The 15,252-nt window shown below is 45.6% G+C and carries 26 protein-coding genes; 21 read left to right on the forward strand and 5 right to left on the reverse strand.

The features are described 5' to 3' along the window. The first annotated feature begins 10 nt into the window (after nt 1-10). The 14 genes from ACM6JA_RS16520 to ACM6JA_RS16585 all read left to right on the forward strand — a co-directional run bounded on the left by ACM6JA_RS16520 (nt 11) and on the right by ACM6JA_RS16585 (nt 10,175). Nucleotides 11-250 carry a hypothetical protein gene (locus ACM6JA_RS16520; RefSeq protein ID WP_414853178.1) on the forward strand — a complete coding sequence of 80 codons (240 nt, stop codon included), beginning with the start codon at nt 11-13 and terminating at the stop codon, nt 248-250. Beyond that, nucleotides 234-485 (forward strand): hypothetical protein, encoded by a 252-nt coding sequence (locus tag ACM6JA_RS16525; RefSeq protein ID WP_414853179.1) that lies wholly within the window; start codon nt 234-236, stop codon nt 483-485. Before ACM6JA_RS16520 ends, ACM6JA_RS16525 begins: the two co-directional genes overlap by 17 nt. Beyond that, complete coding sequence (locus ACM6JA_RS16530) at nt 473-787, forward strand: hypothetical protein (protein WP_414853180.1); 315 nt, start codon at nt 473-475, stop codon at nt 785-787. The genes ACM6JA_RS16525 and ACM6JA_RS16530 overlap by 13 nt, the downstream gene beginning before the upstream one ends. A gap of 192 nt (nt 788-979) precedes the next feature. After that, nucleotides 980-1,186, forward strand: coding sequence for a hypothetical protein (locus tag ACM6JA_RS16535; RefSeq protein WP_414853181.1), 207 nt, complete (start codon nt 980-982; stop codon nt 1,184-1,186). A 103-nt stretch (nt 1,187-1,289) separates the two neighbouring features. Continuing rightward, complete coding sequence (locus tag ACM6JA_RS16540) at nt 1,290-2,189, forward strand: YqaJ viral recombinase family protein (RefSeq protein WP_414853182.1); 900 nt, start codon at nt 1,290-1,292, stop codon at nt 2,187-2,189. An 11-nt stretch (nt 2,190-2,200) separates the two neighbouring features. Continuing rightward, complete coding sequence (gene recT, locus ACM6JA_RS16545; protein ID WP_414853183.1) at nt 2,201-3,091, forward strand: recombination protein RecT; 891 nt, start codon at nt 2,201-2,203, stop codon at nt 3,089-3,091. Nucleotides 3,092-3,300: 209 nt separating this feature from the next. Continuing rightward, nucleotides 3,301-4,215 (forward strand): DnaD domain-containing protein, encoded by a 915-nt coding sequence (locus tag ACM6JA_RS16550; protein ID WP_414853184.1) that lies wholly within the window; start codon nt 3,301-3,303, stop codon nt 4,213-4,215. Nucleotides 4,216-4,252: 37 nt separating this feature from the next. Beyond that, nucleotides 4,253-4,963, forward strand: coding sequence for an ATP-binding protein (locus tag ACM6JA_RS16555; RefSeq protein ID WP_414853185.1), 711 nt, complete (start codon nt 4,253-4,255; stop codon nt 4,961-4,963). Nucleotides 4,964-4,979: 16 nt separating this feature from the next. Continuing rightward, nucleotides 4,980-6,362 carry a replicative DNA helicase gene (gene dnaB, locus ACM6JA_RS16560; RefSeq protein WP_414853186.1) on the forward strand — a complete coding sequence of 461 codons (1,383 nt, stop codon included), beginning with the start codon at nt 4,980-4,982 and terminating at the stop codon, nt 6,360-6,362. Next, nucleotides 6,350-6,559: a hypothetical protein gene (locus ACM6JA_RS16565; protein WP_414853187.1), complete on the forward strand. Its 210-nt coding sequence runs from the start codon at nt 6,350-6,352 to the stop codon at nt 6,557-6,559. Before dnaB ends, ACM6JA_RS16565 begins: the two co-directional genes overlap by 13 nt. Further along, nucleotides 6,556-6,714 carry a DUF6906 family protein gene (locus ACM6JA_RS16570; protein ID WP_414853188.1) on the forward strand — a complete coding sequence of 53 codons (159 nt, stop codon included), beginning with the start codon at nt 6,556-6,558 and terminating at the stop codon, nt 6,712-6,714. The genes ACM6JA_RS16565 and ACM6JA_RS16570 overlap by 4 nt, the downstream gene beginning before the upstream one ends. 1 nt (nt 6,715) lies before the next feature. Next, complete coding sequence (locus ACM6JA_RS16575; protein ID WP_414853189.1) at nt 6,716-7,171, forward strand: DUF1064 domain-containing protein; 456 nt, start codon at nt 6,716-6,718, stop codon at nt 7,169-7,171. A gap of 20 nt (nt 7,172-7,191) precedes the next feature. After that, nucleotides 7,192-7,962, forward strand: a complete 771-nt coding sequence (locus tag ACM6JA_RS16580; RefSeq protein ID WP_414853190.1) for a hypothetical protein — start codon at nt 7,192-7,194, stop codon at nt 7,960-7,962. Nucleotides 7,963-8,153: 191 nt separating this feature from the next. Further along, nucleotides 8,154-10,175, forward strand: coding sequence for a DNA cytosine methyltransferase (locus ACM6JA_RS16585; protein ID WP_414853191.1), 2,022 nt, complete (start codon nt 8,154-8,156; stop codon nt 10,173-10,175). Here the strand turns inward: ACM6JA_RS16585 and ACM6JA_RS16590 are convergent. After that, entirely contained in the window at nt 10,169-10,384 is a 216-nt protein-coding gene (locus tag ACM6JA_RS16590) for a hypothetical protein (protein ID WP_414853192.1), read from the reverse strand. The genes ACM6JA_RS16585 and ACM6JA_RS16590 overlap by 7 nt on opposite strands. 262 nt (nt 10,385-10,646) lie before the next feature. Here ACM6JA_RS16590 and ACM6JA_RS16595 point away from each other — a divergent pair, with 262 nt between their 5' ends. Beyond that, complete coding sequence (locus ACM6JA_RS16595; RefSeq protein WP_414853193.1) at nt 10,647-10,868, forward strand: hypothetical protein; 222 nt, start codon at nt 10,647-10,649, stop codon at nt 10,866-10,868. Nucleotides 10,869-11,233: 365 nt separating this feature from the next. Here the strand turns inward: ACM6JA_RS16595 and ACM6JA_RS16600 are convergent, their stop codons facing one another. Next, on the reverse strand, nt 11,234-11,452 hold the full coding sequence (locus ACM6JA_RS16600; RefSeq protein ID WP_414853194.1) for a hypothetical protein: 219 nt from the start codon (nt 11,450-11,452) through the stop codon (nt 11,234-11,236). 120 nt (nt 11,453-11,572) lie between these two features. Between ACM6JA_RS16600 and ACM6JA_RS16605 the strand changes: the two genes are divergently transcribed. The 5 genes from ACM6JA_RS16605 to ACM6JA_RS16625 all read left to right on the forward strand — a co-directional run bounded on the left by ACM6JA_RS16605 (nt 11,573) and on the right by ACM6JA_RS16625 (nt 13,456). Then, complete coding sequence (locus ACM6JA_RS16605) at nt 11,573-11,728, forward strand: hypothetical protein (RefSeq protein WP_414853195.1); 156 nt, start codon at nt 11,573-11,575, stop codon at nt 11,726-11,728. 34 nt (nt 11,729-11,762) lie between these two features. Next, nucleotides 11,763-12,113 (forward strand): hypothetical protein, encoded by a 351-nt coding sequence (locus ACM6JA_RS16610; RefSeq protein ID WP_414853196.1) that lies wholly within the window; start codon nt 11,763-11,765, stop codon nt 12,111-12,113. 44 nt (nt 12,114-12,157) lie between these two features. Next, nucleotides 12,158-12,415, forward strand: coding sequence for a hypothetical protein (locus tag ACM6JA_RS16615; RefSeq protein WP_414853197.1), 258 nt, complete (start codon nt 12,158-12,160; stop codon nt 12,413-12,415). Between the two features lie 271 nt (nt 12,416-12,686). Continuing rightward, a complete protein-coding gene (locus ACM6JA_RS16620; RefSeq protein ID WP_414853198.1) occupies nt 12,687-12,902 on the forward strand; it encodes a hypothetical protein in 216 nt (71 codons plus the stop codon). Between the two features lie 95 nt (nt 12,903-12,997). Continuing rightward, complete coding sequence (locus ACM6JA_RS16625; protein ID WP_414853199.1) at nt 12,998-13,456, forward strand: ASCH domain-containing protein; 459 nt, start codon at nt 12,998-13,000, stop codon at nt 13,454-13,456. Nucleotides 13,457-13,574: 118 nt separating this feature from the next. On the opposite strand, the gene ACM6JA_RS16630 is transcribed toward ACM6JA_RS16625, so the two are convergent. From ACM6JA_RS16630 to ACM6JA_RS16640, 3 genes are all read right to left on the reverse strand, one after another. Beyond that, the gene (locus tag ACM6JA_RS16630; RefSeq protein ID WP_106833626.1) at nt 13,575-14,033 is read right to left on the reverse strand and encodes a hypothetical protein; all 459 of its coding nucleotides are present in this window, start codon (nt 14,031-14,033) and stop codon (nt 13,575-13,577) included. A 141-nt stretch (nt 14,034-14,174) separates the two neighbouring features. Continuing rightward, a complete protein-coding gene (locus ACM6JA_RS16635) occupies nt 14,175-14,471 on the reverse strand; it encodes a recombinase family protein (protein ID WP_414853200.1) in 297 nt (98 codons plus the stop codon). Nucleotides 14,472-14,522: 51 nt separating this feature from the next. Beyond that, nucleotides 14,523-14,696 carry a hypothetical protein gene (locus ACM6JA_RS16640; protein WP_414853201.1) on the reverse strand — a complete coding sequence of 58 codons (174 nt, stop codon included), beginning with the start codon at nt 14,694-14,696 and terminating at the stop codon, nt 14,523-14,525. Nucleotides 14,697-14,831: 135 nt separating this feature from the next. Here ACM6JA_RS16640 and ACM6JA_RS16645 point away from each other — a divergent pair, with 135 nt between their 5' ends. Continuing rightward, entirely contained in the window at nt 14,832-15,224 is a 393-nt protein-coding gene (locus tag ACM6JA_RS16645) for an ArpU family phage packaging/lysis transcriptional regulator (RefSeq protein ID WP_414853202.1), read from the forward strand. Nucleotides 15,225-15,252: the final 28 nt, after the last annotated feature.

Here is a 15,252-nt window from a genome sequence, read left to right on the forward strand (position 1 = left end):
GACAAGCCCTATGAAACCAGCACACATCCGTATTCAGGAGTTGCAGAAAGAAGTAACGAATTTGGCCGAGTTACGTGACGAAGCCAAATCAGAAATGGATAGCAATATGGACGAAGCATTGTACTACCGCAAAAAAGCATCGGAAGCAGAAGTTCGTATGTATGCTCGTCAGGAAGAAATTGACGCACGCCTTGCAAAAATCACCGAGTTAGAGGAACAGGAGGTGTTGGTGCATGCAGCAACTGCTTGATTATCCGGAGCATGTGGAACGAACGGAACCGACTCGACAAAAACAAATGGATACTTTGGCCTTTGATCAGGATTCGGGAACGCTGGAGGAACAGGTACGTGACTTGATGCGGGAGCTCGAAGATATCCAAGAGGAAGTCCGAGGCATTTGGGAGTTTAGGCGAGATTACCCAAACAGAGACAATCTCGAATCACTACAGGAGCAGAAACGGAGGCTGACCAAATGGGCGAAGTAAAACGAGATCCACAATCTGATATGAAGATATGTGATGGCTTCAAACGAAATGTTGATTCCAACACAGCGGTTGAAAATGGGGTAACGGTATCAGATTTTACCGAAGTAGCTTTTGAAGCTTTGCCCCATTGGATTCATAGGGCGGAAGAAGCCGAAAAGGAAGTCGAACGATTGCGGGGACTACTTGAAGAGTGTGTAGATGAATTGGAAACGACGAGGATTGAGCTGTTAAACGAACAGGGAAATCTCGACGAAGATAGTCGCAGCTTCATCTATGAAGAAACAAGCAGGTATAGGGTGTAACGCGGGCTTCGGCCCTGCGTGGAAGATTCCGTGACTTTCAAAATATGAGAGTCGCACGTGAGGGAGTCTTCCACGGAGGTTCGAACCTCCAACATAGCGAGGTCAAGACGTGGCGTAGGCAAGGAACTACAACGGCTGCCGTAGAGGTTGGGACGGTGGCGCCTCGCGATCAAATCGAAAGGGGGGAATGTTTTGATCAAGACAGTTGAATTCCAAGGTGGAATGTACTTATCAAACGATTTAATTGTTCTTCGTAGAAGGGAAAACTCTTTGGAAATTGCTCTTCCGTTTCATGAAGACACGCCGAATTTTGTCATGAGTATAGGTGAAGCTTATGCGCTTAAAAACGCACTTGATGAAGTCCTGAATATAAGGTTGCTTACATGTGGGCAAAAGTAAAAGACCCAGCGCTGGAACGCTGAGTCTTCGGGTCTTAAAGCACGATTGGGAATCAAATTAATCGTAGCTTATCAAGTGATTTAACACAAGAGGGAGTGGTTCTGTGGGAGCTTTGAAACTGGTCTCCACGGAAAACATGCCATATCAAGAATGGCTCCAGTTGAGAAAGAAAGGCATAGGCGGATCAGATGCTGGCTCTGTCGCTGGTTTTAGCAAGTATCGTTCTCCAATTTCCGTTTGGCTCGAAAAGACTGGTAAGGTTGAGCCCTCACAAGAGGAATCACAAGCAGCACGGTTTGGGCGAAAGCTAGAGCCAGTTGTCGCAGATGAATTTGCTGAACGAACTGGATTAAAAATCGAACCAATTCATGAAATGCTCCAACATCGAGAATATCCATTCATGCTGGCTAACCTCGATAGATTGATCTACGAAGACGGGAAACAAGGAGTCTTAGAGTGCAAGACTGCTGACAAATACTTTGCTTCCGAATGGGATGACGAAAAGATTCCCGACCATTATTACTTGCAGGTTCAACATTACCTCGCTGTGACTGGCCTACATTTCGCCTACATCGCTGTTCTGATCGGTGGAAATGATTTCCGTTACAAGCGTGTTGATCGGAATGACGAGGTAATTTCCCATCTAATCAAAATCGAATCTGATTTTTGGCGACTGGTTGAAGAGGATATTCCCCCAGCGATGGACGGGGCTGAGACAACAGCGGATATGATCAAGCAACTTTACCCAGAATCTAACGGACAAGAAATCATCCTCCCCAACGAGGCTATGGAGTGGCTTGAGCAGTATCACGAAGCAGCCGCAAGGATCAAGGAATATGAATTCCTGAAAACCGAAGCTCAGAACAAAATCATGTACGCCATGAAAGATTACGCCATTGGTTGGATTGGTGAGAAAAAAGTTACACGGTCAGTAATTGCTGAGAAGCAAATGAGCTTTGTGAAAAAGGCACATACACGGCTTTACCTACCAAAATCATCATAGGAGGTCGAATGATGGGTAACCCGCAAGATATGGCTGGAAAACTTGCTGAACGAGCAAGTAACAACTCTTCTGAGAAAAAGGAGACAACGATTTTCGATCTGATTGAGTCTAGGAAGGACCAATTTGCTCAAGCTGCTGGAAACAACATGGATGTAAACAAGTTCCTACGGATCGCAACATTCTGCATTAGAACAAACCCTACGCTCATGAAATGTAGTGCTCCATCGCTGATGTCTGCATTGATGCAGTCGGCTCAGCTTGGTCTTGAGCCAGGAGTATTAGGACATTGCTACTTAGTCCCTTTTTGGTCAAGCAAATTAAAGTCTTTCGAGGCTACATTCATTATTTCGTACAAGGGCATGATTGAGCTGGCTAGACGGAGCGGTAACATCCAATCAATCGCTGCTCGAATTGTTTATGAAAATGATGAGTTCCAATTTGAATACGGCTTGGAAGAAAAACTGACTCATAAACCTTGTGTAAACGGCGAAAGAGGTCAGATGAAATTGGTTTACATGATCGCTCATTTCACTGGTGGCGGTCATTACATCGAAGTGATGAGCAAGGCGGAAATCGATACGGTCATGATGTCCTCAAAGTCGTATGACAACAGTAAAAAACAGGCGACTGGCCCATGGAAAGACCACTATGAGGAAATGGCAAAGAAAACGGTTATCCGTAGAGCTTGGAAGTACCTGCCTATTTCCGTAGATGATGCCCGCGTGGTTGAGCAAGAAGGGACTGTAAAGCATGAGATTGCAGGTGATATGTCTACCGTTACATGGATAGACGCAGAAGCTTATGCAGTCGAGGATGTGCCTGAGCACCAGAATGCAGATGATCAGCTGTCGGAGTCAGAGTCAAAAAACGAAAATCAAGCAGACTTATTTTCCCAAGGTTAGATCGGTGGGATGACGCCAGATGAAAGGTCAAGAATACGAGCTTCGGTTCATGCGCTGGAAGGTCTCAAAAACCTTCTGGCGCGATGGTCAACGTTGGGTGCTACTGAGGTGCATCAATAAAAGAAACCAGCCTCCTTGGGAGGTAACAGTGACTTTTCTGGAACTGGTTCAGGATCGCAAAGTTTCATAAGGAAGGAGGGATACACGGTATGAGAAGACCGGAAGTATTGGAACGGATACGACCCATTGGTGGAATCCAAAAAGTCGGGCCGCTTGGATTCATCATGATGCAGGTGCTGGAATTGCGCTTTCTTGAGATGAATCAGCAGTGGACTTTCGATATGACCAATGATGAGCTGATGTTCCTAACCGGGATCAAAAATAGAGAGACATTAAACAACAATCGGAACACACTTTTACAACTCAGCATCCTCATAAGCTACAAATCTCAAAAGGGAAAATCAGGTGGAACATACACATTAAACGAGATTTACTTCCCCAAGTTGTCAAACAAGTACGTCGATCAAACTGACAAGTCTCCTGACAACTTAGCAAACCTGTCAAACAACCACGCCGATGAAACTGACAACCTACCTGACAGGTTACTTGACAGGTTGCTTGACAACCTACCTGACAACCGAGTTTCTTCTATGAAGGATAGAAGGATAGATAGAAGGATAGATAGAGAGATAGAAACAGACACGCCTGATACATGGTTTCAAATTTGCGATTTATGGCAGTCCATGTTTCGGGGAATGTCTGCAATGGATCGAGAACGTTTGTCCAGTTATCAAGACGATGATGGCATGGCTCCAGAAGTCATTCTCGCTGCTTTAGAACACACCAAGCAAGAGGCCACCGATAGCCCTAAGAATTATCTCTGGAAGACTTTAAACAATTGGGCAGATGCAGATGTAAAGACGGTGCGAGATGTGATGGTCCATGAGCGTGAGAGGAAGCGGAAGAAGGTTGTTCCCCTTCATGGATCAGAAAGTGGAGGTGTGGTAGGTGGAGGCAATCAACAGCGCCCTTCAAGAGTGGCAGCAGGTGCTCGACAAACTCAAGCACCACCAAGTGCAGCAGACTTCCTCCGTAGACGTGATCAAGCAAAAGCCAACGTATAAGTGCCAGAAGTGTAAGGATCAAGAAGGCTACCTTGTAATGATTGACGGACAACCGATGTACGAGCAGTGCGAATGTCGGGACAAAAAACGTCTACAGAAGATGCTTCAGTCGTCAAACATAACCGCAGATTTCCAGAGGAAGACCTTCGGAAATTTCGTTGACTGGTCAGGAGATGGGCGTCATCAAGAGTTGTATCAGAAGGCTTACACATACGCAAAAGACTTTGAAGAAATACAGAAGAAAGAGGAAGGTCATTCCCTCGGATTGGTCGGTGCGTCAGGCTCTGGAAAGTCTCATGTCGCCTTTGCCGTTGCCAACAACCTAATGGTGAAGAAAGGCATTCAGGTTCTATATTTCAATTTCGTAAATGGCTTCAAAGAGATGTTCAGTCGCTATGATGCCGGGTCATCGGATGTTCAACGGATACGTGAAGGTTTGCAGATGGCAGAGGTGCTTTTGATAGACGACATTCTGAAAGGGAAACCGGATGAAAGGAAAGGGTATCCCGAAGTTTCAAAGGCGGTTTACGACGAGATGTATGGATTGATTGAGTACAGGCATTTTCACCACAAACCAACGATATGGACATCGGAATATTACTACGAGTTAATACCTGCCCTTGGAGAAGCGACAGCGAGCCGCCTATTTGAGATGAGTAGGCCAAACATAGGGAAGGCGCTCTATACGCCAGAAGAAATGACTGCTGGGGAGATAGGGAAGCTGAACTACAGATTACGCGATTTATGAGATCGAGGGTGAGACTTTGTTCGAAGAGAGACTACCACCACAAAATGTACAGGCAGAGCAGTCGGTGCTTGGCGCCATCTTTCTCGCCAAAGACGCGTACGAAACAGCAAACGAAATCCTACAACCAGATGATTTTTATAAAACCGCGCATGTGCGAATTTTTGCTGCCATGGCTGGTCTCTTTAACAAAGGCGAGCCGGTTGACCTCGTAACCGTGACAGCGGAACTACAAGACAAAAAATTACTGGATGATGTAGGCGGGGTTACATACCTGACAGATCTTGCGGGTACGGTACCAACCGCCGCCAACATTGATTATTATGCTCGAATTGTTCGGGAAAAGGCTGAGCTACGAAGAATCATCAAGACTGCAACTCGTATTGTGGCAGACGGGTATGACGCTGAATCATCTCAGGAACTTGTTGCAATAGCTGAGCAGCAGTTTTCAGAAATTAACGAGCGCAGTAGGACAGGTAATGAATTCATTCCGATTCGAGAAGTCCTGGTTGAAACCTACGACAAGATTTATCTGCTGAGTACTCGAAAGACAGATATAACAGGTGTTCCTTCTGGATATAGAGATTTGGATGAATTAACAGGAGGCTTCCAAAAATCTGACTTGATCATCCTAGCAGCACGACCCTCCGTAGGGAAGACAGCTTTTGCATTAAATGTCGGACAGAACGTAGCGCACGCTGGTGAGACTGTGGCAGTATTCTCACTTGAAATGTCAGCCAGCCAACTGGTGCAACGAATGCTTTGCGCAGAAGGTTTGATCGATGCACAGAAACTGAAAGTCGGAGGGCTGGAAGAGGAAGACTGGGAGAAACTTACGAAAGCCATTGGGCTATTAGGGAATGCCCCCATATACATCGACGACACTCCCGGAGTAACCGTCCATGACATCCGTACAAAATGCCGCAAATTACAGAAGGAAAAAGGACTTGGGTTGATCCTGATTGATTACTTGCAATTGATTCATTCCAAGACAAATGCAAATCGTCAGGAACAAGTCTCAGAGATTTCAAAAGCGTTGAAGAATTTAGCCCGTGAGTTGAAAGTGCCAGTCATCGCGCTGTCGCAGCTTAGCCGTGGCGTTGAGCAGAGGCAGGACAAGCGTCCGATGCTTTCAGATATCCGAGAATCGGGATCGATCGAGCAGGACGCCGATATCGTTGCCTTTCTGTACCGGGATGACTATTACAACAAGGAATCTGAACAAAAAAACATCGTAGAGATCAACATTGCAAAACAGAGAAACGGACCTACTGGCACTGTGGAGCTGGCGTTTTTGAAGGAATATAACAAGTTTGTTGATTTGACTCCACGTCAAATGTCCATTGCCGATGTACCGCCCGACGATGAAGACGAGGGAGTCGACAAACCGTGGAGGAGCTAGCCGAAGGATTGTCCGGTGAAATCCCGGTAAAGGTGCCGATTCCTCAGCGACTACAGCTGATTCAGAACGATAAAGAGCGGTCAGGAGCAATGCGGCAATGGTGGAAAGCTTACGCAGACAGGTACCCGGAATTCAAAGTGGATCGTTCGGACAAGGATTTCGTTTACATGGTGAAAAGGGGAGGAGAGCAGACATGAAGCAAGGCAAACGCCCAAGCAGGCGGCAAAAAGTAGAAATGGAAGCATGCAATTTAAACCCAGCAAACTGGCTGGTTGAGCGCGATAGCATGACAGAACTGGTTTTGATTCATCGTTTCTCCGGTAAAGCACGGACCATCAAGAAAGGGGCGTAACATGAAGCGTAGAGCCAGAGCAGCAAAGCAGGAAAGTGATAAGCCGAAGGTGCCCAAATATAACAACAAGATCACCATTGTTGATGGTATCAAGTTCGATTCCAAAGCTGAATCAGAGTATTACGTTGTATTGAAAGAAAAACTGGCGGCTAGGGAAATCCAAGATATGCGACTGCAACCCGTTTACGTACTTCAGGAAAAATGCCAACGCAATGGCAAGAATCTTCAGGCGATAACGTACAAAGCGGACTTTGAAGTCCTTCACCTGAATGGATCGCTGGAGGTCATTGATATCAAGGGTGAAGAGACGGAAGCCTTCAAAATCAAGGCAAAGATGTTCATGTACAAATATCCGAATCTGAAATTGACATTGCTTAAAAAGGTTCAAAAATACGGTGGTTGGATCACCACTGACGAGTGGAAAGAGAAAAAACGCGAAGAGAAAAAAGCTATATAAACCAAGGGAGAGTGTGGAAAATGAGCAATCAAGCACAATTTACGGCAATGGTAAAGAAAATGGCAACGGATGATAAAAAAATGGTTTTGAGCTTGGAGTTGGTAGGGAACATCGAGTCAACTTCCCTAGTGAAATTGGTAGATATGATCGGTGACAAAGTGACTGTAAATCTTGGTAACCCACAAATGGCTATGGAGTTTGACGAGAATGAAAGAGAAGAACGTCGCGGTTTATCCGTCACAACCGATCAGTCTGGCGTGGTAACACAAATTAGCGCAGACACTGAGGATGAACATGACGATGACCACGAAGATACCGATGACCAGCAGGACGAAGGTTCAGAGGGTGAAGGGTCTGAGCATGATGAACAAGCTGGAGAAGAAGGTGACGAATCATCGGAAGACGGGGAAGGTTTCGAAGGCAATCCAGAAATCCAAGCTACGGGTACAGAAAATGACAACAAACCTGATCCAGAATCACAAGGTCAGGAAGAGCCCAATGATAACACAACTGACAGCGATCAGGAGGCAAATAAACAAGAGGATGCTGTCGCTGCAATCGACAAGGATAAACTGGTGGCATTCATCTTGAGCGGACAAGCCCCAGCATTTGAAGAAACGGAGTATGACTTCCCCGCATTGCTTGCACGAAAACAAAATGGCGAAACGTGGATTAAGATTGCATCGTCCATCGGCACCTCTTCCTCCCAACTCCAAACGGCTTGGTCCAAATACAAGAAACTCGTTGCTGAACATATGGCAAAAAACGGTGAGGAACCGGGGGCAGCGTAAAGCTGCTCCTCTCCCCTAGAAAGGCGGAATCATATGACAGCCGTTAAACCAGCGCCAAACCATCCTTGGAGACGAAAATTTATAGCCACAAGTCAGGAAAACGAATATATCAAGCAGTCCATCGTTATTCCACAGGTTAATAACTGGAAAGTAGGCGGAGCATTACCGCCTTGGAACGGGAGGAAATAGACGTGGTTGAACATACAGCAGCCGTTCTCTTTGGCGGAATCGGCGGGGCATCCGTTGGATATATGCGTTCGAAAATTGAATATGGCGGTAAGATTCATAAGTTCCGGTTACTTTGCTCAATTGATTACGACCCGGTTGCTTGCAAGAATCACGACAACATTACGGGTGAAAATACTGCTGTCGTAATGGACCTTTTTACACGAGAACAATACATCGACTGGCACGGACACGAACCACCACCAGAATGGCGCGAAGCCACGCCGTGGGATATGTGGGTAGCGTTCGGTTACCAGATTCCATACTTCCTCTTTACCTCTCCACCATGCAAGGGTCTAAGTGCTCTACTACCAAAAGAATCCGCAGAATCGAAAAAATATCAAGCTTTGAACCAGCTAACCTTACGCGGCATCGAGTTGTCCCTACGAGCTTCCTTGGAGTATGGCGGCGGCGTGCCAGCATTCATCCAAATGGAAAACGTTCCACGAATTCTAACGCGGGGCAAGGCTCTGCTCAAGAAAATTGAGAAGTTGCTCAAAAAATTCGGTTACGCAGTAGACATGCGAGCTGATCATAACCTCGGAGAGATCGGCGGTTTGGGACAGAACCGAGTCAGATTCTTGATTCTGGCGCGGCATGAAGTACAAGTTCCGAATTTCGTCTACATCCCACCGAAGAAGGCTTTGAAAACAATAGGCGATATTATCGGGCCTCTCCCGATGCCAGGGGACACGGAAACGGGAGGTCCACTACATCGGCTGCCTCGACTCGAGTGGAAAACGTGGGTACGACTTGCACTGATCCGAGCGGGTGGTGACTGGCGAGACCTACAGAACATCCCGTATGAGCAATACAGAATCGTTCATGAGCCGCGTAGTGGAGCTTGGGGTGTCGAGGACTGGAACAACACAGGGCGAACAGTAACAAGCACAGCAGGCCCCGGTAGAAGCAACGGTGTGTCTGCATTATCTGACCCGAGGCTTTCTATTAACGGTGCGGGGAAAGCGAATCTATATCGGGTGCAATCGTTTGAGCAACCAGCGGATTGCATCACCGGAGCTGTGGGACCATCAAACGGAGCTGCAAGCATTTCCGATCCAAAGCTCAAACATCGAGAAGGACGACACCCGGGCGTATACCGGATTGTCGGGCCAAACGAAACGGCTCCATGCGTGACAGGGACAAGGTTTGGCAGCGGAGCGATAGCAGTCGCTGACCCGAAGGTACTTACAAAATTGCACCCCGACAGCTACGGAGTGCAGGAGTGGGATAGTGCTTCAAAAACGATTCGTTCTGCATCCCGAATTATGCAATCGGCTGCCAGCATTAACGATCCAAGAGTTGTTAATCAATATCACGATGGAGCCTATGAAGTGAACGAATGGGAAACAACTTCACCCACTGTCACGACGGGAAGTCCTTCAGCCGGCAGTGGCAAAATTATCAGCGATCCACGTATCTCCGATCGACCAGGACGTTATACGGATAAGTACCGCATGCAATCTATGGATCAGCCAGCGGCAACAGTGACAGGAGTAACGGATGTACAGAGCGGCGCACAGCTCGTAGCTGACGTTAGAATGACATGCAGCCCGCGCTCGGGAACGATGGGCGTAACCGCATGGGAAGCGACATCCCCAACGGTCACGGGCAGCAGCGATGTACACTCGGGCTCCTCTGCCGTTGCTGATCCACGACCAGTCCCAGTTGATACAGACCGAGGCGTTTGGATCATCATTGCCGAGGATGGGACATGGCATAGGCCGCTCACGACATACGAGCTGGCAATGTTGCAAGGCTTCGATACACACTTGCCTGATGGTCGTCCGTTCCAGTTGGAAGGTTGCAGTGATGCCAAAAGCCGGGAGTATATAGGAAATGCAGTACCGCCAGCATCGGCAGAGGCAATGGGCAAAGTGATCCTGTTGGCAGCAGCGAAGGCAGAAGCAAATGTTGGTTTCGAGCTAAGCTGGGACGATATTTGGGTCGACTCTGACAGTGTACAGATACCTGCATTGGTTCATTGAGGGTAGGGGATGCCGTCCCCTCCAAATAACTCTCGAACTAAAGCGTAAATCCGTACTGGTAGATCAGGGAAAACGATAGCAATGTGATTCGGCGGAATTTTTAGCTGCTTGGACTGAACGAGTGCAAATGGAATAAAGCGTTCGGATAATGTCCGAACTAATGCATTCGCTTCGGTCCAAGAAATGACATAGTAAAACGACCTCTCCATACGACAACACTCCTTTTTCTTGGAGCGTAACGTGGGAGGCTGGGACAAAAAAAGGAGACGGGGAAATGTATCCGTTTGTGGCTGGTGATAAAGTTGAACACCCGGAATTAGGCCAGGGTGTAGTCATACAATGGCAGCCTGCAAAGCTACTTGTTAAGTGGGAGAAATCCGGGAAGGTTTCGCTAGTACCTAAGCCAGAGGTACGGCTGATCAAAGAGTAAGGCACACAATGCTCAGGGAGATAAATTAGGAGGTCGAGAGTATGGAAGCATTGAAATGCCGTTCTTGCAGAAAAGAACTAACAACGGAAATGGAGATTGAATACAGCCAGTTCATCACAGAATTTTTCTGCGGTCCAGATTGTGCAACTAACCACTACTTTGACTATATGCAAAGTACGCCAGCAGATTTGGAAGATACAGAATTTCTAAATGATCACGAAATCAAAATCGTTGACGGAAAGCTCGTGATTGTGGAAGAGTAACGATTTTACATTTTGTGTAGGGAGTAGCTGGCACGAGCTACTCCTGGATAAAAGATGCGTAGAGTGATCACCAAGGGACTGGTGGTGGTGGTGGAGGATCATCACTTATAGGAGGAATCGTTGGTGGTTTAGGATTTATTCCAGGTGGTGAATCTGGTGGTGCATTCGGTGGCTTCAATACAGGTGGTTCCCAAGGAGGTGGAGTAGGTTGAGGTACTGCACCGGGTGGTGGGAATACTGGATTTGGTAATTGAAAGTCAGGTGGACGGGGAGAATTAGAATTTGGATTTTGATTTGATGGTGTCAAACAGAAATACCTCCTTTTTTTTAGCATCTGGTGATGGAAAGGAAATTATACAAAGTAGTTATTTTGTTGCGGTGACATAAATCATATCCGCCAACACGAAAACTTGAAAAGCGGCCACACCAAACATAATAAAGGCCATCTTACGGTTTTTCTTCAACTCAAACGTTCCTAAAGAAGTCATGACAATAGCTAAGACAAACATAGTTAATATTCTTAAGATAGGAGCTTCTGTTATTAGCGAAGCTGTTGCAATCACAATGCCAATTATTGAAATCACGTTAAACCATAGAGGATTCCTTTTCATAAAATACACCCATTTCCCTTTTTACTAAATCCTAACATATGGGTAGATCAGATGTATGTAACAAAACGGTAATTGTAGAAAGGAAGAGGATCGATGGTAAAGAAGCAATGGTTTCCGATCAGGATATCGAAAAGCGACATCACATATTACGGAAGATGGTATGTCCAGGAATACGAAAAAGACGGAACACCAAAACCATTAGGGCAAGTATTCGCTATAGGCAAGTTGCGGATTGGTCTTGGGGAGTAGCTTAACAAACCACACGATTTGATAAATAGGGAGGATGAATGATTTGACTAAAACAAACGAATTGATTGAACTACTGAAAGAACATCCAGACAGAGAGTTGATTTTCATGTATCCAGATGAGTGCTCGGATCACATGTACACCTTGGGTTCGCCATCGACAATTTTAATTGATGAATATGTGAGTATTGATGAAAGAGTGTGGCTCAAATACGCGGACGAGGGCGAACTTTTTGACGATGTTGCTGACAATGTAGCCGACGATCTGTATACCCAATTCCCACTTTCAGAGGAGCAGGAAGCAGAAGTCAATAAACAAGCTGCGGAACGGATTAAACAGATGGACTGGAAAAAGGCAATTGTCGTGTACATCCAAGCTCATCATTAAGAGGTAGGGAACAAAACAATCGATTTGTAAAGGTGGGATACGAAATGGACAAGCAAGAAGCAATTGACTTGATAAATACGCTTGAAGTATTGGACTACGAAGCTGATGGCGAAGCGCTTTATTACGCGAACGTTGACTTGAACAGCAAAACCATTGGCGTTCTGAAGTCTCTCGGATATTCGGAAGAATGGATTCACAAGAACGCTATAAGTGATTCGGAGTTTGATTTGACCAACATCGTGTGGAAATACGCACAATGGTGGGACGGAGACAAATTTGTCTTGGAGAGACCAGATTACTAATGCTATAGGCTGGATTTGAAAGGGGTGATTTTATGATTGGACAAGGACATGAACGCGATGATGATCTTGAGCTACTTAATGAATTAATCGAAGCAAGTTTGCGAGAAAATGGATACGAAGTAACGCGGTATGAGGATACAAATTATTCAACTACAGCTTACAGAGGGCTATTTATCAAAGCGAGGAACGGGCGTGTGTTTAAGGTAAGCATGGACGAAAAGAGGAATAGTTGATTTAACTTAACATTACTTGTGAGAAGGGGATGAAGATGATGACAGACTTGAGCAGAGCAACTGTCACGCTTGAATACAATGCACTGAAACAGTTGGAAAACAGTGAGGCTGCACTAAATGCGATCGTGCAACACATAAGCAGGTCAACGACTGTGGAGGAAGGCGATTGGATTGACGACGACACAGTTGCACCATCCACCATCAGAATTGATCTGAAAGCGTTGAAACCGTTTTTGCTGAAATACTGCCTATAGGGTCAGGATAAATACGAATTTTTGGAGCCAAGTGAATGCAACATCATTTTTGAATACAGTGAGCAAGCTATCGCGGAGAAGCAGGAGGAACCTGCATGAAGGCAATCACCATTCACCAGCCATGGGCGACATTGATCGTTCTTGGAGAAAAACGATTTGAGACACGAGGCTGGTCAACTAGGTATCGCGGGCCAATCGCGATCCACGCCGCCAAGAAAGTGGACAAGGAGATTTGTCAGCAGGAGCCATTCCTTAGTGTACTGGCTGCACATGGTTATACGGCTAATACACTGCCTACGGGCTCAGTTGTTGCTACGGCCAACCTTATCGGCTGTCATTCCGTAACAGCAACAAAACCATGTAGAGCTGCGTTAGCTGGCTGGGGTTACGTGGAAGGAAACGAGTTAGCGTTTGGATGGTACGATGTGGGGCGTTATGCCTGGGAGATGACGGATGTAAAACAAATCGATCCGGTGTCAGCAAAAGGTCAGCAAGGACTATGGAATTGGGGAGGGGAACGGGATGGAAGCATTGCGAGTGATAAGGATATGTGATTTCCGGAACCAACCATCACGACAGCATTAGATGAGATTTTTACATTTGGAAAGCAAAAGATTTAGAGGAGCTGCTCGTACCACGTTTCTAAGCAGCCCTCTAAATCTTATAACAAATCTAGTTCCACCAAGGACGCTCACTCAAGGCGATGATATATTTCACATTGGGGTCAACTCTTATTGCATCTTGAGCAGCTACATGCACTCTGAGTGATTCGCCAGCCGGCAAATATATATACCAGGCTTCGCGTCCTGTATCTTTAAATATACGATTTCCTGAACCAGCAAAACTCATATCACGAATCATATAGTCTAGGCTGCGATTTTGGTAGGTATCGAAATGAAGATAAAATGCTTTTCCTTGGCCTGTGTTGTTTGTCCATTTAAAATAGTCGTGATCCATTCCGTATTCTGGAATTGATAAAGTGCCCTCAAAACTATCACCAATTCCTTGAAAATAATTCGGTGAGTCAAAACTATCAGGCTCTCTGGCATCACCCATAGCGAATGCTGAAGATGACATGGAAAGTAGGCAGGTCGTAAGTCCAAGCGTTGAAATCAGTTTCTTTAATTTCATAAATGCAACTTCCTAAAATTTGGTAATATCTACTTTTTTAATTTACATTTATTCCTAAAAAATGTAAATATCTTTTTTTGTTACAAACCAGAGGAAAGAGATCGCATTTTAACAAAAGAGAAAAAGTGATTCCATTCAGAATCACTCAGCAAAAACCAATGGTACATTCTTCTGGTTAGCAAGCTGCATGAACTTCCCCAATTCAACAGGGTTACGAGAGATTCGCTCAGCACTGTGACAGATTACTTTGTTTACCAATCCAGCCTCTATGTCCGCAATCAACTGAGACAGACCAGGACGATCAGAGTCAATGGTTTTAACATCGATTTCTATGTACAACTTATGGGCTACATTTTGGACAAGCGGCATGCAGGACTCCATTTGTTTTTCGGTCTTTCTAAAATCATCTGATGCAGTTCTGATGAATACAGCAACCATTATGATCACCTCGAGAAAATAGCATCATATGTCAAACCTATCACAGTGCTTCTACTCTAACTCCAACGAGATAACATTTTTGATTCCCTGCAACATTTCGCGCAGCACTTCGGGAGATAAATCTACATCTCGATCACAGTAAGTATCGACGTCTTCGATCATGGTTCGAACTTGGGCTAAAACTTTATCTTTACGTTCTAATTGTTCTAACAAATTTTCGGGCATGGTTGGACCTCCAAAAGCGTTCTTATGCCAAGCTTACATTGCTCAGAGAGAAAAAAATAGCCCCCTACAGGGAGCCCGTATATATGTTCGGCAAAAACATTATAGCATGGGCTGCCACGAGGGGGAATTGGAAAGATGAGCGCACAGGTACAAGAACAACTGTCATTTCTGCAACCAGTAGATGAGAGAGAAGTCAGGAAGGCTGTTGTGAAAGAATTGAAATCATATAAAGCCCTCCGTGTTGCTGTTCAGAATAAGAAAGAGCAAGAGGAGAAGGGCATCGAGCAATTATTCCCTCGGCTGCAGCTTTCAGAGACACAGAATGAGTTGAAAGCGAAGCAGATCGAAAGAGCGCTCGAGTATTCACTAGATGAGGTAGAGCGACAGATCATCGAAGAGAAGTATCTTAGCACGTCCAGAGTGAAGGACATCAATGTATATCTTGACTTAGGTCTGACAAAAGACCAATACTACACAAAAAAGAAAGAGGCGATTCTTCAAATTGCTACGGCGCTCGGTATGATTTGAGCGTCTTTTCTATTTTTTATGAAACGAT

The organism is Brevibacillus sp. IT-7CA2 (genome assembly GCF_949767855.1).
Taxonomy (GTDB): Bacteria; Bacillota; Bacilli; order Brevibacillales; family Brevibacillaceae; genus Brevibacillus.

What these genes read in the sequence shown, in the direction of transcription:
- ACM6JA_RS16570 (WP_414853188.1), top strand. Translation starts at nt 6,556, where the DNA reads ATGAAGCAAGGCAAACGCCCAAGCAGGCGGCAAAAAGTAGAAATGGAA.
- ACM6JA_RS16595 (WP_414853193.1), top strand. Translation starts at nt 10,647, where the DNA reads ATGGAAGCATTGAAATGCCGTTCTTGCAGAAAAGAACTAACAACGGAA.
- ACM6JA_RS16525 (WP_414853179.1), top strand. Translation starts at nt 234, where the DNA reads ATGCAGCAACTGCTTGATTATCCGGAGCATGTGGAACGAACGGAACCG.
- ACM6JA_RS16590 (WP_414853192.1), bottom strand. Translation starts at nt 10,384, where the DNA reads ATGGAGAGGTCGTTTTACTATGTCATTTCTTGGACCGAAGCGAATGCA.
- ACM6JA_RS16615 (WP_414853197.1), top strand. Translation starts at nt 12,158, where the DNA reads ATGGACAAGCAAGAAGCAATTGACTTGATAAATACGCTTGAAGTATTG.
- ACM6JA_RS16610 (WP_414853196.1), top strand. Translation starts at nt 11,763, where the DNA reads ATGAATGATTTGACTAAAACAAACGAATTGATTGAACTACTGAAAGAA.
- ACM6JA_RS16580 (WP_414853190.1), top strand. Translation starts at nt 7,192, where the DNA reads ATGAGCAATCAAGCACAATTTACGGCAATGGTAAAGAAAATGGCAACG.
- ACM6JA_RS16645 (WP_414853202.1), top strand. Translation starts at nt 14,832, where the DNA reads ATGAGCGCACAGGTACAAGAACAACTGTCATTTCTGCAACCAGTAGAT.
- ACM6JA_RS16520 (WP_414853178.1), top strand. Translation starts at nt 11, where the DNA reads ATGAAACCAGCACACATCCGTATTCAGGAGTTGCAGAAAGAAGTAACG.
- ACM6JA_RS16630 (WP_106833626.1), bottom strand. Translation starts at nt 14,033, where the DNA reads ATGAAATTAAAGAAACTGATTTCAACGCTTGGACTTACGACCTGCCTA.
- ACM6JA_RS16550 (WP_414853184.1), top strand. Translation starts at nt 3,301, where the DNA reads ATGAGAAGACCGGAAGTATTGGAACGGATACGACCCATTGGTGGAATC.
- ACM6JA_RS16575 (WP_414853189.1), top strand. Translation starts at nt 6,716, where the DNA reads ATGAAGCGTAGAGCCAGAGCAGCAAAGCAGGAAAGTGATAAGCCGAAG.
- ACM6JA_RS16605 (WP_414853195.1), top strand. Translation starts at nt 11,573, where the DNA reads ATGGTAAAGAAGCAATGGTTTCCGATCAGGATATCGAAAAGCGACATC.
- recT (WP_414853183.1), top strand. Translation starts at nt 2,201, where the DNA reads ATGGGTAACCCGCAAGATATGGCTGGAAAACTTGCTGAACGAGCAAGT.
- ACM6JA_RS16625 (WP_414853199.1), top strand. Translation starts at nt 12,998, where the DNA reads ATGAAGGCAATCACCATTCACCAGCCATGGGCGACATTGATCGTTCTT.
- ACM6JA_RS16635 (WP_414853200.1), bottom strand. Translation starts at nt 14,471, where the DNA reads ATGGTTGCTGTATTCATCAGAACTGCATCAGATGATTTTAGAAAGACC.
- ACM6JA_RS16555 (WP_414853185.1), top strand. Translation starts at nt 4,253, where the DNA reads ATGATTGACGGACAACCGATGTACGAGCAGTGCGAATGTCGGGACAAA.
- ACM6JA_RS16620 (WP_414853198.1), top strand. Translation starts at nt 12,687, where the DNA reads ATGACAGACTTGAGCAGAGCAACTGTCACGCTTGAATACAATGCACTG.
- ACM6JA_RS16530 (WP_414853180.1), top strand. Translation starts at nt 473, where the DNA reads ATGGGCGAAGTAAAACGAGATCCACAATCTGATATGAAGATATGTGAT.
- ACM6JA_RS16640 (WP_414853201.1), bottom strand. Translation starts at nt 14,696, where the DNA reads ATGCCCGAAAATTTGTTAGAACAATTAGAACGTAAAGATAAAGTTTTA.